We start from the raw sequence: 15611 nt of genomic DNA, 5'->3' as shown, positions 1-15611 counted from the left end.
TTGGCCAAGCCCGCCCTGCCGCCGCTGACCGCGCTGCGCCAGTTCGACACCTGCCGCCTGATCCCGTCGCGCTTCGCCGGCACCGAAGACTCCGTGCTGGCCCCGCTCGCCGAAAACAACGCGCAACTGCGCGACCTGTTCGAGCTCGACAACGCCACCAACGCCCGCCTGATCGCCGAATCGGGCGGCGCCCCCGGCATCGGCGTCGACGAGCTGGTCTTCGGCGTGGCCAACTTCCGCATCATCAACGCCGCCTTCACCTACGCGCGGCCGGAGGGCAGCCGCTTCAACGACGGCGAGCGCGGCGCCTGGTACTGCGCCTTCGACGCCGCCACGGCGCTGGCCGAAATCACCTTCCACAAAACCGTCGAATACCAGGAAATCGGCCGCTTCGAGGACAGCGTCAGCTACCAGATGATGCTGGCCGACTTCACGGCCGGCTTCCACGACCTGCGCGGCCGGTCCGGCTACGCCGCCTGCCTCGACCCGGCCAGCTACATCGACTCGCAGCAACTGGCGGCGCGCCTGCTCGACGCCGGCTCGATGGGCCTGATTTTCCCCAGCGTGCGGCGCGCCGGCGGCGTCAACCTGGCCTGTTTCCGGCCCGCATTGGTGGGCAATGTTCGCAAAGGCGACGTCTATCGGTTAACATGGGAGGGAACGCCAACGCCGCGCGTCGCCATTGACTGAACGCGGCCGGCCCCCTATGACAGCAACCGAGTACAAGCATGCAAACCAAACCTGAAAACGACACCGACCTGCGCACCAAAGTGAACCGCGAAACGGCGCGCCTGCCGTGGAGCGAACTGGAAAAGCATTTCGCGGCCGGCAACGTCGTCTACGTCGCCAACGACCTCGACCTGGTCGACGTGGCCGTGCGCATTTCCCACGACGACAAGGCCACCATCGTCCAGTGGATGGCCGACGGCAAGGTGATGAAAGTGTCCGACCAGCAGGCGCTGCGCTGGCAAGAGGCCGAGGCCTCGCTGTGGGCCGTCGTCGTCAGCCCCTTCATCCTGGTGCAAGAGGAAAAACCCCGCGCGCAATAGGATCGCCGCGCGCCGACGCGCTTGATATTCCTGGAAAACTGACGAAGAATGACAAGAGGCGGCGGCAGCGCGCGCCAGGCGACTCAGGAGAAGCGGCATGACTATCCAACTGGACCACTTCATCGTACCGACGCACCATCAGATCGCCTCGGCGCGGCAACTGGCGGAACTGCTCGGCGTCGCCTGGGAGAAAACCAGCATCGGCCCCTTTTCCCCCGTCTACCTCAACGACGGCCTGACGCTCGACTTCCTCGAAACGGATGAGCCGTTTCCCGTCCATCACTACTGTTTCCGCGTCGGACAGGCGGAATTCGACGCCATTCTTGGGCGCATCCAGGCGGCCGGCATCCCGTACCGCAGCACGGTGCGCGGCCCCGACGACATGCAGATCAGCACCCAATTTGGCGGCAACAGCTTCTACTGGAACGAACCCGACGGACACCAGTGGGAGCTGTTGACCGTCAGCTACGCGCGGCCGCCAGCCTAAGCCCGGCACCGCTCGACAGCGGCGGCCATCCAGGCGCCTCACGCAACCATCAAGGCTCGGCCGGACGGTGCCGCAAGGCGTGCGCCGCCATCCGCAACTGCTGCTCGGCGCGCTCCGGATCGCGGCCGAAGCCCATCGTGCCGTCGCGCAAGCCCTGCGCCATCAACAGCGCCGCCGCCGGATACTCCAGCGCGGCCGCCTTCTCGACCCAGGCCCGGGCGGCGGCGTCGTCGCGGGCCACGCCATCGCCGCCGTAGAGCATATTCGCCAGGACAAACATCGCGGCGGGAAGCTGCGCCGCCGCGGCGGCCTCCAGATAACGCACGGCGGCGGCGCTGTCGCGCGCCGTCCCCATGCCGTTCTTGTGCATCAAGGCCAGATAATAGGCGGCGGCGGAACTGCCTTGCCGCGCCGCGCCGTCGAACAGCGCCAGCGCGCGGGGCCAGCCATCCGCCCCTCCCCGCAGATACACCTTGCCCTGCGCCAGATCGGCGGCCTGGTCGGCGCGGGCCGGCCCAACCGCCAGCGCGGCCAACAGCAATGCCAGCGCCGCCCGGCCGCGCGCGCTCATTTCGCCAGATCGACGCGATACAGGGCGAAACCCTTGCCCGCGCCATCGTCCGCCTGCAGCAGCGTGACATTATCCAGCCCGGCCGCCTGCGCCAGCGCCAGCACACCGGGCGCCGAATGGAACACCACCGGCCCCTTGGTCGCCACCGGCGCGAAACGCCAACTGCGTGCCGAACCGTTGCCGGCCCGCGTCAAATGCTTTGCCGCCGCAATATAGGCGATCAAGACCTCGCGGTTGTCGTCGGGCGAGGCCAGCACCGTCTTGCTGCCGTCCAGGCCGGGGAAATTTCCGCCGCCGCTGGCCCGGTAATTATTCGTCGCCACCAAAAACTCCTGTTCCGCCGCGACCGGCCGGCCCCGATAGCGCAAATCCTTGATGCGCCGGCCCGGCGCCTGCGTCACATCGATCAAATAACTGATGTCGGCGCTCGTCGGCGCATCGAAGTTATAACTGGGATGGGCGGGATTGACCAGCTCCTGCGGCGCGCTGCGCTGCGGGTCGATGGTATTGAAACGCTCCGCCGCCCGCTCCAGCCAGGCAGCCAAATCGGCGCCACTGAGTTTGACGCCATACAGCGAATTCGGATACAGATACAAATCGGCGGCATGGTTCAGCGCCACATTGCCCGCCTTGACATCGGTATAGTCGCCCACGCCGGCCGAACCGCTCTTGAACGGCGAGGACATCGACAACACCGGCAAATGCGCATACTGCGGCAAATTGGCGCGCACGTACCGGGCCAGGTACGCGCCCTGCGCCTGGTTCACCACCTCGATCGCGCTGACGTCGCCGACATCGGCGAAATACGAAGACATGCGGAAATCGGTGGCGCCAATCGGCGTCTGCACATAGCGTATCGTCTCGGCGTGCTCCTGCGCCACCAGCGCGGCGATCGCCGGATCGGGCGCGACAAAGCTCTTGTCGGCGCTCTGGATCGAACGCGCCTCGACCGTCGTCAGCCCCTTCTCGACGGCCCAAGCCTTGCCGTCGAAGCGCAAACGCAAGCCGATCACACCCAGATGCTTGCCCCACAAATTGGCCATCACCGTCGGCACGCCATGCACCGTGCCCTTGACCTTATCCACGCCGGGCAGGTTAAACTGCGGCACCGTGCTGGCCGGATCCGGAAACACCTGATGCGAATGGCCGATCAACATCGCATCGACCCCGGGCACCTGCGCCAGATAGAAATTACCGTTTTCCATAGACGGCGAATACGGGCTGTCATCCAGGCCGCCGTGCGAAATCGCCACCACCAGATCGGCGCCCTTCGCCCGCATCTCGGGAACATACTTCTGGGCCGTCTCGCGCAGCCCCTCCGTATACACCCGGCCCTCCAGCCAGCGCTTGTCCCAGGCCAGAATAGCCGGCGGCGCGAAACCGATAATGCCGACGCGGACCGTCGCGCTGAGCGGCGCGCCGTCCGGCCCCGTCGCGCTGACGCGCTTATCGATGATATGGTAAGGCGCGAACAGCGGCTGGCCGGTCTTGACGCTATACACATTCGCCAGCACCTGCGGAAACTGCGGCCCGGCGCAGCGCGGCTTGGCCGCCTCGACGCCGTCGACCTGAAACTGGCTGCCCGTCACCTGATTTAGAAACGGCAAACCATAATTGAACTCATGGTTACCGATACCGCTGCCGTCCACGCCCAGCGCATTCATCGCCTTATAAATAGCCAGCGTCTGATCGCAGCGCAGCGGCTGCACCAGCGCCTGATAATCGGCCAGCGCCGTGCCCTGGATCGCGTCGCCGTTATCGAACAACAGCGTATTGGCGAACTGCCGGCGCGCCTGGGCGATCAGCGCGGCGGTGCGCTCGATACCGATAGACGGTTCCGGGCGCAACTTATAGTAGTCATAACCGAGCACATTCGCGTGCAAATCCGTCGTCTCCAACAAAGCCAGCGTCGCGCTGCTGCCGACGGGCGCCGGCTGCGGCGGCAAAGCGCTGCAAGCGCACAGAAAAAGGGACAGCAAAGGCAGACAACGGCAACAACGCATAATCGAATCCGGGAAAGGAAAAATGACGGCAGCATAATACCAACATTGGGGTCAGGTCTAGACATGGCGGTTTTCGCCGAAAAACAACGCCTTTGCAATCCATTAACTGCATAAAAATCCAGAAAACCGCCATGTCTAGACCTGACCCCAGTCTTGCGCTCGCGTATAATGTAAGGTTTGATTTCACCATAGAAGACCGCCATCATGGAAGCCGAACGCATCAACTCCCTCTCCGCCCTGCTCGCCGATCTCACGACGCGCGAAGCCGAACTTCGGAGGTATCTTTGACTTCGATAAAAAGTCAGAGAAGCTTGAGCAGGTAAACGAGGAATTAGAGGATCCTACCGTCTGGAACGATCCGAAGCGCGCCCAGGATCTGGGCAAGGAAAAGAAGGCGCTGGAGGCGATCGTCTTCGCGCTGACCAAGGCCGACGCCGATCTGCGCGACACCGGCGATTTGTTCGCCATGGCGCGCGAGGAGCAGGACGACGACACGCTCGAAGCGATCATCGGCGACGTCGAGGACATCAAGAAGGTCATCGAGGGCATGGAGTTCCGCCGGATGTTCAACAATCCGATGGACCCGAACAACTGCTTTATCGACATCCAGGCCGGCGCCGGCGGCACCGAGGCGCAGGATTGGGCGTCGATGCTGTTGCGCCAGTATCTGCGCTATTGCGAGCGCAAGGGTTTCAAGGTCGAGATCCTGGAGCAGTCCGAGGGCGAGGTCGCCGGCATCAAGACCGCCACGCTGAAGGTCGAGGGCGATCACGCCTATGGCTTCCTGCGCACGGAAACCGGGGTCCATCGCCTGGTGCGCAAGTCGCCCTTCGATTCGGCCAACGGCCGCCACACCTCGTTCACCAGCCTGTTCGTCTACCCGGAGGTGGATGATTCGATCGAGATCGACGTCAATCCGGCCGATATCCGCGTCGACACCTATCGCGCGTCCGGCGCCGGCGGTCAGCACATCAACAAAACCGACTCCGCCGTCCGCATGACGCACGCGCCCACCGGCATCGTGGTGCAGTGCCAGAACGACCGCAGCCAGCACCGCAACCGCGCCGAGGCGATGGAGATGCTGAAGTCGCGCCTGTACGAGCACGAGCTGCGCAAGCGTATGAGCGAGCAGCAGAAGCTGGAAGACTCGAAGACCGACGTCGGCTGGGGCCACCAGATCCGCTCCTACGTGCTGGACCAGTCGCGCATCAAGGATTTGCGCACCGGTTTCGAGACGGGCAACACCAAGGGCGTGCTGGACGGCGATATCGACGAGTTCATCTCCGCCTCGCTCAAACAGGGCGTATAAGCGATGACTTCTCCGCAGCGCGCGTTCATCTTCGACATGGATGGCACGATCGTCGACAACATGGCTTTCCACACCCGCTCCTGGATGACGTTTTTCCAGCGCCGCGGCCATGCGCTCGACGCCGACGCCTTCTTCCTCAGCACGGCCGGCCGCCAGGGGCACGAGATCATCCGCAGCTACCTGGGCGAAAGCGTCAGCGACGCCGACCACGCGGCGCTGATGGCGGAGAAGGAGGCGGTCTACCGCGAGCTGTACGCGCCGCACCTGGCCACCGTGGCCGGTTTCGACGCGCTCATCGGCGCCGCCCGCGAGGACGGCGTCGCGCTGGTGGTCGGCACCGCCGCGCCCGACGAGAACATCGCCTTCACCCTGGACGGGCTGGACCTGCGGCGCCACTTCGACGCCATCGTCGGCGCCGCCGACGTCCGGCGCGGCAAGCCGAATCCGGACGTGTTCCTGATGGCGGCCGAGCGCGCCGGCGCCCTGCCCGAGCACTGCATCGTGTTCGAGGACGCGCCGCTGGGCGTGGAGGCGGCGCGCCGCGCCGGCATGCGCGCGGTGGTCCTGAGCACCACGCTGCCGGCCGAAGCCTTCGCCCAGTTCGACAACGTCATTTGCGTCGCCAGGGACTTCAGCGGGCTGTCGATCGCCAGCCTGTTCGCCAGCACCCCGGCCGCACCGATTATTTAATTACCTAAGACAGAACAACATGACAACGGATATCCAAGAACAAGCCGCAGCGCCGGACGAGAACAAAATCATCGCCGAGCGCCGCGCCAAGCTGGCCGCGCTGCGCGCCGAAGGCGTCGCCTTCCCGAACGATTTCCGCCCGCAGCACAAGGCCGCCGACCTGCATCTGCAGTACGGCGCCAAGACGCGCGAAGAACTGGAAGCCGAGCCGGTGACGGTGGTGCTGGCCGGCCGCATGATGCTGAAGCGCGAAGCCGGCAAAAAAGCCGCCTTCGCCACGCTGCAGGACGCCTCCGGCGCGAAGGCCGACGGCCGCATCCAGATTTACGCCACGCTCGACCTGACCGGCGAAGCGGCGATGGCCGCGCTGCACCACTACGACCTGGGCGACATCCTCGGCGTGACCGGCACGCTGTTCAAGACCAAGACCGACGAACTGACGGTCAAGGTCAGCGAACTGCGCCTGATCACCAAGTCGCTGCGTCCGCTGCCGGACAAATTCCACGGCCTGGCCGACCAGGAAACCAAGTACCGCCAGCGCTACGTCGACCTGATCATGAACGAAGACACGCGCCGCACCTTCAAGGCGCGCACCGCCGCCATCGCGTCGATCCGCCGCTTCATGGAAAAGAACGAGTTCATGGAAGTGGAAACGCCGATGCTGCACACCATCCCCGGCGGCGCGGCGGCCAAGCCCTTCACCACCCACCACAACGCGCTCGACATGCAGATGTTCCTGCGCATCGCGCCCGAGCTGTACCTGAAGCGCCTGGTGGTGGGCGGCTTTGACCGCGTCTTCGAGATCAACCGCAACTTCCGCAACGAAGGCGTGTCGATCCGTCACAATCCGGAATTCACGATGATGGAATTCTACGCCGCCTACACCGACTACAAGTGGTTGATGGACTTCACCGAGGCGGTCATCCGCCAGGCCGCCGTCGACGCCCACGGCACCGCGACGCTGACCTACGGCGGCCGCGAGCTGGACCTGGCCAAGCCCTTCCACCGCCTGACCATCGTCGGCGCGATCAACAAGTACGCGCCGCACTACACCAACGAGCAACTGCACGACGCCGAGTTCATCAAGGCCGAGCTGCTCAAGTTCGGCGTCAAGCCGCACGCGCACGCCGGCCTGGGCGCGCTGCAACTGGCGCTGTTCGAGGAAACGGCCGAGGCCCAGCTGTGGGAACCGACCTACATCATCGACTACCCGGTCGAAGTGTCGCCGCTGGCGCGCGCCTCGGACACGGTGGCCGGCATCACCGAGCGCTACGAACTGTTCATGGTCGGCCGCGAGATCGCCAACGGCTTCTCCGAGCTGAACGACGCCGAAGACCAGTCGGCGCGCTTCCTGGCGCAAGTGGCGGCCAAGGACGCCGGCGACGAAGAGGCGATGTTCTACGACGCCGACTACATCCGCGCGCTGGAATACGGCATGCCGCCGGCCGGCGGTTGCGGCATCGGCATCGACCGCCTGATCATGATCATCACCGACTCGCCGAACATCCGCGACGTGCTGCTGTTCCCGCACCTGCGCCGCGAAGAATAAACGCGACGCACATAAAAAAAGCCGTCCGGCGCAACCGGGCGGCTTTTTTACGCCCAGCAGTTACATTGGCGACATGCTTGCGCATCTTGCAAGCGCCGATGCGCGCGTGCTACACTGCGCGCTCACCCAAACGAGGACCGAAGACAAAGTGGACCAATAAGCCTTCCCGAAAAAACCATACCGCCCGGCCCTCAGGCGCGCCGGCGGCATTGATTGCCCATTTTTCCGGAGGTGCGGATGACTTATGTCTCGCGTCTGTCTTACCTGGCCGCCCTGCGCCAGCTCAGTTTTCAATTCGCCGACGGCTTTACGCTGTTCCATGCCGTCGACCTGACGATCGACCACACGCCGACAGGCATCGTGGGCCGTAACGGCCTGGGAAAAAGCGTACTCGGCCGCCTCATCGCGGGCCAACTCCAGCCGAGCTCCGGCAGCGTTGCGCGCAACGGCGCAATCGCCTACCTATCCCAGCACAGCCTTGCCGTTCCCGGCGAAACCGTGGCGCAACTGGCCGGCATGGCGGGAACCCTGGACGCCCTCGATCGCCTGGCGCGGGGCGCGGCCGACACGGACGACATCGAGCGCGTCGGCGAGCGCTGGGAGCTGGCCGGACAATTCCAGCAAGCCCTGTCCGACGCCGGCTTTCCCGGATTGCACGCGCGCTCCGCCGCGCATGGCCTGAGCGGCGGCCAGCGCGCGCGCATCGCCTTGCTGGGCGCCTTCCTGTCCGGCGCGGCCTTGCTGGTCCTCGATGAACCGAGCAACCACCTCGACGGCGCGGGGCGCGCCTGGCTGCTGGACATGCTCGGGCGCTGGCAAGGCGGCGTCGTCATCATCAGCCACGACCGGCACTTGCTGGCCCATGTGGGCCGCATCGTCGAAGTCACCCCCGCCGGCCTGCGCAACTACGGCGGCAACTACACGGCCTACCGGGCGCAACGGGCCAGCGAAGACGGCGCCGCCGTCGCCGCGCTCGACCATGCGCGCACCGAACAACGGCGACAACAACAGCGCCTGCAGCGCGAACACGACACGATACAGCGCCGCGCCGCCGTCTCGCGCAAGAACGCGGACACGGCCAACGTCTCCCGCCCCGAGCGCTACGGCATGAAGAATGCGGCCAAGGAAATCATGGGGCAGGTGCGCAAACAGCAGCAAACGCTCAAGGACGACTTGCGCATGCGCGTGCGCGAAGCGGCGGCGCGCGTGCTGGACAAGGAAGCGGTCCTGCTGTCGCTGCCGGAAGCTGGCGTTGCGTCGCACAAGCGCGTGCTCGAACTGAGCGGAGCGCGGCTGCCGTGGCTGGCCGAGCACGACCCCGCCGCGCGCATCGACTGGACCCTGAGCGGGCCGGCCCGGGTTGCCGTCACCGGCCCCAACGGCTGCGGCAAGACGACTTTGCTGCGCATGCTGGCGGGCGAACTGCTGCCCGAACACGGCCTATGCACGACCCACGTGCCCAGCGCCTACCTAGACCAGCAACTGGCGTCGCTGGACCCGGCGCTCTCGCTCATCGAACAACTCGCCGTCCTCGACACGCCGCTGCCGGAAAGCGAGCTGCGCACCCGGCTGGCGCTGCTGCGGCTCGACGCGATGCGCGTGACCCAGCCCATCGGCAAGCTCAGCGGCGGCGAACGCCTCAAAGCGGCCACCGCATGCGCGCTCTGGCGCAAGCACCCGGCCCAGCTACTGCTGCTCGACGAACCGAGCAACCACCTCGACCTTGAATCGATACTCGCATTCGAAGCGGCGCTGGCCGACTTCCCCGGCGCCATCGTCGTCGTTTCCCACGACGAGCACTTTCTCGCGGCACTGGGACTGACGCACCGCCTGCGCTGGACAGACAGCGGCTGGCGCTTCGAACTGGCGCCCGACGCCTAGCCGCAAAAAAGCTGGGGACAGACCACGATTTCCGAGAAAGCTTTCTCGGAAATCGTGGTCTGTCCCCAGCTGGTGGTTTACTGGATGACCCGGTAGCAAGGCGTGTAGGCCTTGCCCGCCAGTTTCATGCGGTGCTGCGCGACGAAGGAGGACAGCAAGGCGTCCATCGGCCCCATGATGGCGGCGTCGCCGTGGATTTCGAAGTGGCCGTATTTTTCGATGGCCCGTATGCCTTCGTCCTTGACGTTGCCCGCCACCACGCCCGAGAAGGCGCGCCGCAGGTTCGCCGCCAGCAAGTGCGTTTCCTGGTTCTTGTGCAGGCTCAGGTTGCGCATGTTTTCATGCGTCGGCGCGAACGGCCGCTGGAACTCGCGGTCGATCTTCAGCAGCCAGTTGAAGTAATAGGCGTCGCTGTGGGCCTTGCGGAATTCGCGGACTTGTTTAATGCCGTCCTGCATTTCGCGCGCCACCAGTTCCGGATCGTCGATGATGATCTTGTAGCGCAGTTGCGCGTCCGGCCCCAGCGTGTCGCTGATGAACTGGTTGATCTGGACGAAATACTCGCGCGACGTTTCCGGTCCCGTGAAGATCAGCGGGAAGGGCATGCCGGCGTTGTCCGGGTGCAGCAGGATGCCGAGAATGTACAGTATCTCCTCGGCCGTGCCGGCGCCGCCGGGGAAGACGACGATGCCGTGGCCGGCGCGCACGAAGGCTTCCAGGCGTTTTTCGATGTCCGGCATGATGACCAGGTCGTTGACGATGGGATTCGGCGATTCGGCGGCAATGATGCCCGGCTCGGTGATGCCCAGGTAGCGCCCCGTTTGCAGGCGCTGCTTGGCGTGGCCGATGGTGGCGCCCTTCATCGGGCCCTTCATCGCGCCCGGGCCGCAGCCGGTGCAGATGTCGAGGCCGCGCAAGCCCATCTGGTAGCCCACTTCCTTCGAGTAATTGTATTCGGCCCGGTTGATCGAGTGGCCGCCCCAGCAAACCACCAGGTTCGGGTTCAGCTGCGTCTGCAGCACGTTGGCGTTGCGCAGGATGTGGAACACGGCGTCCGTCACGCCCTCGGTCGTGGCCAGGTCGAATTTCGGGTTGCCCGTCACCTCGTCGCTGACGAAGATGATGTCGCGCAGCACGGCGAACAGGTGCTCGTGAATGCCCTTGATCATTTTGCCGTCGACGAAGGCGATCGCCGGCGCACCCTTGATTTCCAGCTTGATGCCGCGCTCGCGCTGGATGATGCTGATGTCGAAGGATTGATAGCGTTCCAGCAATTCCTTGCCGTCGTCGATGGTGCTGCCGCAATTGAGTACGGCCAGCGCGCAATTGCGGAAGGTGTTGTAGAGGCCGCCCTGACTGGTGTCGAGCAATTTATTCACTTCCGTTTTGGAGAGCACGTCCAGGCGGCCCTCCGGCGAAACCAGGGTATCGACAACGTCATGTTCCATGATGCGAAAATCCTTTAAGAATGCGATTCCGGAAGGCGCGGCGGTGCCCCGTCCCCCTTCCAGTGATGAGATTGCAATGCCAATATACGACAAGTCGGCCCGGTTGTGGCCCGCAAATGCGGAAAATACCCGGCCGCGCCGCCCGTCGTGGCCGCATTTGCAACGATATGATTAAGGCATTCTTGATTATGCAAAGGGAAATCTTCGCCTACGGCAATTTGTAGATTAGAATGCCTGCCTATTGGAACATTCCGGCGACAATGGTGCTTCAACAGAGCTTCCACCCCCGTCCGGTGCATCCATATTTTTTATCCACTATAAAAATTTTTCAGGAGAAACCGCATGAGCGGTGCTACTACGTCAACCAAGGAAGCCACCCTTCCCGAGTTTAAGCAGATTATGGGTCACCCTAGCCCACTGTGGATGTTGTTCATGACCGAGTTCTGGGAGCGCTTCGCGTTCTACGGCATTCGCTGGGCCCTGGTGCTCTACATCGTCGCCCAATTCCACGGCGGCGACGCCTCCGGCGAGGCCGTCGCCAACCTCACCTATGGCTCCTACCTGGCGCTGGTGTACGCCGGCGCCCTGTTCGGCGGCTACATCGCCGACCGCGTCATCGGTTACCAGCGCTCGATCCTGATCGGCGCCTGCTTCATGGCCATCGGCCTGTTCGCCATCTCGATCCCCGACCCGGACGTCTTCAAGCTGGGCCTGGCCACCATCATCGTCGGCAACGGCATGTTCAAGCCGAACATCTCGACCATGGTTGGCAAGCTCTACAGCACCGCCGACACGCGCCGCGACAGCGGTTTCACCATCTTCTACATGGGCATCAACATGGGCGCCTTCCTGGCCCCCCTGTTCACCCAGGTGTTGGCGCAACACATCTTCGGCAGCAACGGCATGCCCGCCTATAAGGTGGTGTTCATTTCGGCCGGCATCGGCATGCTGATCAGCCTGGTGTGGTTCGCCATCGGCCGCCGCTCGCTGCAAGGCATAGGCGCCCCGGAACCGCAAGCGCAAAGCCGCCTGCGCATGGCCTATGTGACCATCGGCGCGCTGGTCGTGATTCCGCTGGTGTACTTCCTGCTGGCCGTCGGCGCCACCAATCTGCAATATGTGCTGTCGGTGCTGTTCATCGGCCTGAGCGTCATGCTGCTGGTCGAAGGCATCAAAAACGGCAAGGTCGCGCGCGACAAGGTCATCGCCATGCTGCTCATTTTCACCTTCAACATCCTGTTCTGGATGTTCTTTGAGCAGGCCGGCAGCTCGTTCACCTTCCTGGCGGAAAACATCGTCGACCGCAAACTGGGCGGCTTCGTCTTCCCGACCGCCTGGTTCCAGAGCGTCAACTCGATCGCCATCATCGCCTTCGCGCCTGTCATCGCCTTCGTCTGGATCCTGCTGGGCCGCCGCGGCGCCAACCCGTCCATCCCGCGCAAATTCGGCCTGGGCCTGCTGGGCAACGCGGCCGCCTTCGGTTTGCTGATCTACGCGCTGTCGAACCTGGTCGACGTCGGCAATAAAATCCCCTTCTGGACCCTGTTCCTGGTCTACGTGATCCAGTCCATCGGCGAACTGTGCCTGTCCCCTATCGGCCTGTCGATGGTCACCAAACTGGCTCCTGTGCGCCTGGTTGGCCTGGGCATGGGCGGCTGGTTCCTGTCCACCGGCATCGGCAACAACCTGTCGGGCATCTTCGCCAGCTACGTCAGCGGCGAAAGCGGTCTGTCCGTGACGTCGGCGCTGGCCGGCTACACATCGGGCTTCTGGTCGCTGGCAATCGCCGGCGCGATCCTGTTCCTGATCGCACCGCTGATCAACAAACTGATGCACGGCGTCAAATAAACGCCGGCGCTACGCTGGAAACGACAACGGCGGCCTTTGCGGGCCGCCGTTTTTTTTGACTACTGCCAGGCGGCTATCCATGGCCCGCCCTTACTGCGGGGCGCCGCCCCCTGCCAAGCCGGCATCCGCCGTCCTCTTGCCGGCAACGCAGCGATAGCGTTGCCGGCCATCTGCGCAGCCTTGCAAATATCTAGCTTGCGCTTCGCCGCGCTTTCAATTAGCTCGGCGGCCCCTTCTTCAGTGAGGCCGAACCTAGCAATCGGAGCACTTTTTCGCGCTGCCGCTTGGTCAGCGCGTCAAGTTGGGCAAGGAGATTCTCGAAGTCTCGCGCGTTCATTTACTGCTCCCAAGGTCGTTCTCATATAAGTAAGACCTCGGCAGTTGGAAGCAGTTCCATACTTGGCGGGGACATAAGAAAAAAAATGCCGCTGAACCTGAGTTCAGCGGCATTTTTTACCTTGGCTGCGACCGGCTTACGCTGGCTTCTTCTCGCGCGCCACCCAATACAGCAACACCATGATAACGGCGTAAGGCAGCATCGACAGCGCGTCCGAGTTGATGCCCTCGTAGAACGGGTTGCTATGCTCGGCCCAGTTCGCCATCGCCTGGTCGAAGTTGGTCAGCACGCCCGCCGTGATGGCGATGATGATGCCGGCCAGCGCGCCGCCGGCGATGTAGCCGGACGCCAGCAGCACACCCGAGCTGCGGTCGCCGGCCGCCTGCTTCTGCTCCGCCGTCAGTTCGGCGTTGTGGCTCAGCTGGTTGTTACGGCGGTCCACCAGCCAGCGGATGCCGCCGCCGATGAAGATCGGCAGGGTCGAGGACAGCGGCAGGTAAACGCCGACGGAGAACGCCAGCGAGGCCACGCCGGCCATTTCCAGCACGACGGCGATCATCACGCCGAACAATACCAGCGTCCACGGCAGTTGCTGGTCGAGGATGCCTTTGATGATGTAGGACATCAACACGGCCTTGGGCGCGTCGTATTTCTTCACTTCCGTGCCGTCCGGACGCTTGTGGTAATTGCCATTAATGCCAGGATCGACCAGATACACCAGTTTGCCATCGTCGGCCACCAGGTATTTGCCGGCGGGGCCGCCGACAGTGTCGGTTTTTTGCCAGACTTTATAGGTCTTGCCGTCCGTTTCCGCCTGCGGGCCTTGCAACTGCGCCGTTTTCAGCAGCTTCGACGCATCCGTCGTCAAGCCCGGCGCCACATGGGCGGCCGGCACGTAGATGGTGCTGGCGTCATTGAGCTTGAGCAGGATGGGGCCGAGGATCAGCGCCGACGACAGCGCGCCGGCCAGGATCGCGTATTGCTGCAGGCGCGGCGTGGCGCCGACCAGGAAACCGGTTTTCAAGTCTTGCGAGGTGGTGCCGGCGTTGCTGGCGGCGATGCAGACGATGGCGCCGACGGACAGCGCGGTCACGTAGTACTGGCCGCCGGTCCACCCCATGATGAGGAAGATCAGGCAGGTGAACAGCAGCGTCGCCACGGCCATGCCGGAGATCGGGTTCGACGAGGAGCCGATTTCGCCGGTCAGGCGCGACGACACGGTGGCGAACAGGAAGCCGAACACGAGGATCAGCAGCGCGCCCAGCAGGTTCATGTGCAACGGCGTGGCGACGGTGATGACGGCCAGGATGGCCAGGCAGCCGATGATGACCCATTTCAATGGAATGTCTTGCTCGGTGCGCAGCGTCGACGCGGGCTTGCTGCCCTTGCCCATGCTGGCCAGGCCGACCGACAGGCTGCGCCAGATCATCGGCAGCGAACGGACCAGGCTGATCAAGCCGCCGGCGGCGACGGCGCCGGCGCCGATGTAGAGCACATAGGCGCCGCGCACGTCGTGCGGACCCATTTCGCTGATCAGCTTGGTGCCCGGGGACACCAGCACGGTCAGCTTGTCGCCGAAGAATTTAATCATCGGAATCAGCAGCAGGTAGGACAGCACGCCGCCGGCCGCCATCGTCGCGGCGATGCGCGGGCCGATGATGTAGCCGACGCCCAGCAGTTCGGGGGAAATCTCGGCGCCGATCGAGCCGGCCTTCAGCGGCGCGCCGAACTCGACGCCCGGCGTGTCCTTCCAGCCCTTGAACGAGACGTTGAACACCTTATACAACAGGCCGATGCCGAAGCCGCCGAAGATGATCTTGGCGCGGCGCTTCGCGTCCTGCGCGGCGGCCGAGTCCTTCTGGATGCTTTCGCCGGCGGCGATGCGCGAGCTGTCGGTGGCGGCCGCCTTCAGCACTTCGGCGCAGGCCGTACCTTCCGGAAACTTCAATTCCTTGTGCTGGTCGACGATCATCGTGCGGCGCATCGGGATCATCATCAGGATGCCGAGCAGGCCGCCGAGCACGCCGACGAGCATCACGCGGGAAATTTCCAGGTCGAAGCCGAGGATCAGGATGGCCGGCATGGTCACGCCCAGGCCGAAGGCGATCGACTCGCCGGCCGAGCCGGCCGTCTGCGTGATGCTGTTTTCCAAAATCGAGGAATCCTTGCCGCCGACCTTCTTGGCCAGGCCGAACAGGGTGATGGCGATGACGGCGACGGGAATCGAGGCGCTCACCGTCAAGCCCACCTTCAGCACCAGGTAGAGCGAGGAGGCGCCGAACACCATCCCCAGAATCACGCCCATCAACAGCGCGCGAAAGGTCATCTCCGGTAGTTGTGCCTCGGCCGGAATATACGGCCGTACAGACGTCGATAGTGCATCTTTTGGCATTGATCAATCCTCGTTAGTTATATTTTTTAGATCGAAAGCGGCAGCGC

Annotated in this window: 12 protein-coding genes; 8 read left to right on the top strand and 4 right to left on the bottom strand. The window is 64.1% G+C overall.

From position 1 onward, the window contains the following. From OIK44_RS03110 to OIK44_RS03100, 3 genes are all read left to right on the top strand, one after another. On the top strand, positions 1-690 hold the full coding sequence (locus OIK44_RS03110) for an RES family NAD+ phosphorylase (RefSeq protein WP_273669211.1): 690 nt from the start codon (positions 1-3) through the stop codon (positions 688-690). Positions 691-728: 38 nt separating this feature from the next. Beyond that, entirely contained in the window at positions 729-1049 is a 321-nt protein-coding gene (locus tag OIK44_RS03105; protein WP_273669210.1) for a DUF2288 domain-containing protein, read from the top strand. Between the two features lie 97 nt (positions 1050-1146). Next, on the top strand, positions 1147-1536 hold the full coding sequence (locus OIK44_RS03100) for a VOC family protein (protein ID WP_273669209.1): 390 nt from the start codon (positions 1147-1149) through the stop codon (positions 1534-1536). Positions 1537-1585: 49 nt separating this feature from the next. Here the strand turns inward: OIK44_RS03100 and OIK44_RS03095 are convergent, their stop codons facing one another. Beyond that, on the bottom strand, positions 1586-2107 hold the full coding sequence (locus tag OIK44_RS03095; protein ID WP_273669208.1) for an SEL1-like repeat protein: 522 nt from the start codon (positions 2105-2107) through the stop codon (positions 1586-1588). Beyond that, positions 2104-4110, bottom strand: a complete 2007-nt coding sequence (locus tag OIK44_RS03090; RefSeq protein ID WP_273669207.1) for a bifunctional 2',3'-cyclic-nucleotide 2'-phosphodiesterase/3'-nucleotidase — start codon at positions 4108-4110, stop codon at positions 2104-2106. The genes OIK44_RS03095 and OIK44_RS03090 overlap by 4 nt, the downstream gene beginning before the upstream one ends. A 204-nt stretch (positions 4111-4314) precedes the next feature. Here OIK44_RS03090 and prfB point away from each other — a divergent pair. From prfB to OIK44_RS03070, 4 genes are all read left to right on the top strand, one after another. Further along, positions 4315-5419 (top strand): peptide chain release factor 2 gene (gene prfB, locus OIK44_RS03085; protein WP_273669206.1). Its coding sequence is split into 2 segments (ribosomal slippage): positions 4315-4395 and positions 4397-5419, totalling 1104 coding nucleotides; the frame shifts between segments, so codons are not numbered across the junction. A 3-nt stretch (positions 5420-5422) separates the two neighbouring features. Further along, the gene (locus OIK44_RS03080; protein ID WP_273669205.1) at positions 5423-6109 is read left to right on the top strand and encodes an HAD family hydrolase; all 687 of its coding nucleotides are present in this window, start codon (positions 5423-5425) and stop codon (positions 6107-6109) included. A gap of 19 nt (positions 6110-6128) precedes the next feature. Continuing rightward, complete coding sequence (gene lysS, locus OIK44_RS03075; protein WP_273669204.1) at positions 6129-7658, top strand: lysine--tRNA ligase; 1530 nt, start codon at positions 6129-6131, stop codon at positions 7656-7658. Between the two features lie 237 nt (positions 7659-7895). Beyond that, positions 7896-9539, top strand: a complete 1644-nt coding sequence (locus tag OIK44_RS03070; RefSeq protein ID WP_273669203.1) for an ABC-F family ATP-binding cassette domain-containing protein — start codon at positions 7896-7898, stop codon at positions 9537-9539. 77 nt (positions 9540-9616) lie between these two features. Here OIK44_RS03070 and ppnN read toward each other — a convergent pair whose 3' ends face one another. Then, on the bottom strand, positions 9617-10987 hold the full coding sequence (gene ppnN / locus OIK44_RS03065; RefSeq protein ID WP_273669202.1) for a nucleotide 5'-monophosphate nucleosidase PpnN: 1371 nt from the start codon (positions 10985-10987) through the stop codon (positions 9617-9619). A gap of 342 nt (positions 10988-11329) precedes the next feature. Here ppnN and OIK44_RS03060 point away from each other — a divergent pair, with 342 nt between their 5' ends. Continuing rightward, entirely contained in the window at positions 11330-12835 is a 1506-nt protein-coding gene (locus OIK44_RS03060; protein ID WP_273669201.1) for a peptide MFS transporter, read from the top strand. A 473-nt stretch (positions 12836-13308) separates the two neighbouring features. Here the strand turns inward: OIK44_RS03060 and OIK44_RS03055 are convergent, their stop codons facing one another. Beyond that, positions 13309-15564 carry an OPT family oligopeptide transporter gene (locus tag OIK44_RS03055; RefSeq protein WP_273669200.1) on the bottom strand — a complete coding sequence of 752 codons (2256 nt, stop codon included), beginning with the start codon at positions 15562-15564 and terminating at the stop codon, positions 13309-13311. Positions 15565-15611: the final 47 nt, after the last annotated feature.

Origin of the sequence: Janthinobacterium fluminis (genome assembly GCF_028595325.1) — a bacterium.
GTDB lineage: Bacteria > Pseudomonadota > Gammaproteobacteria > Burkholderiales > Burkholderiaceae_D > Janthinobacterium > Janthinobacterium fluminis.
This window is presented reverse-complemented; position numbering and strand designations above follow the sequence as displayed.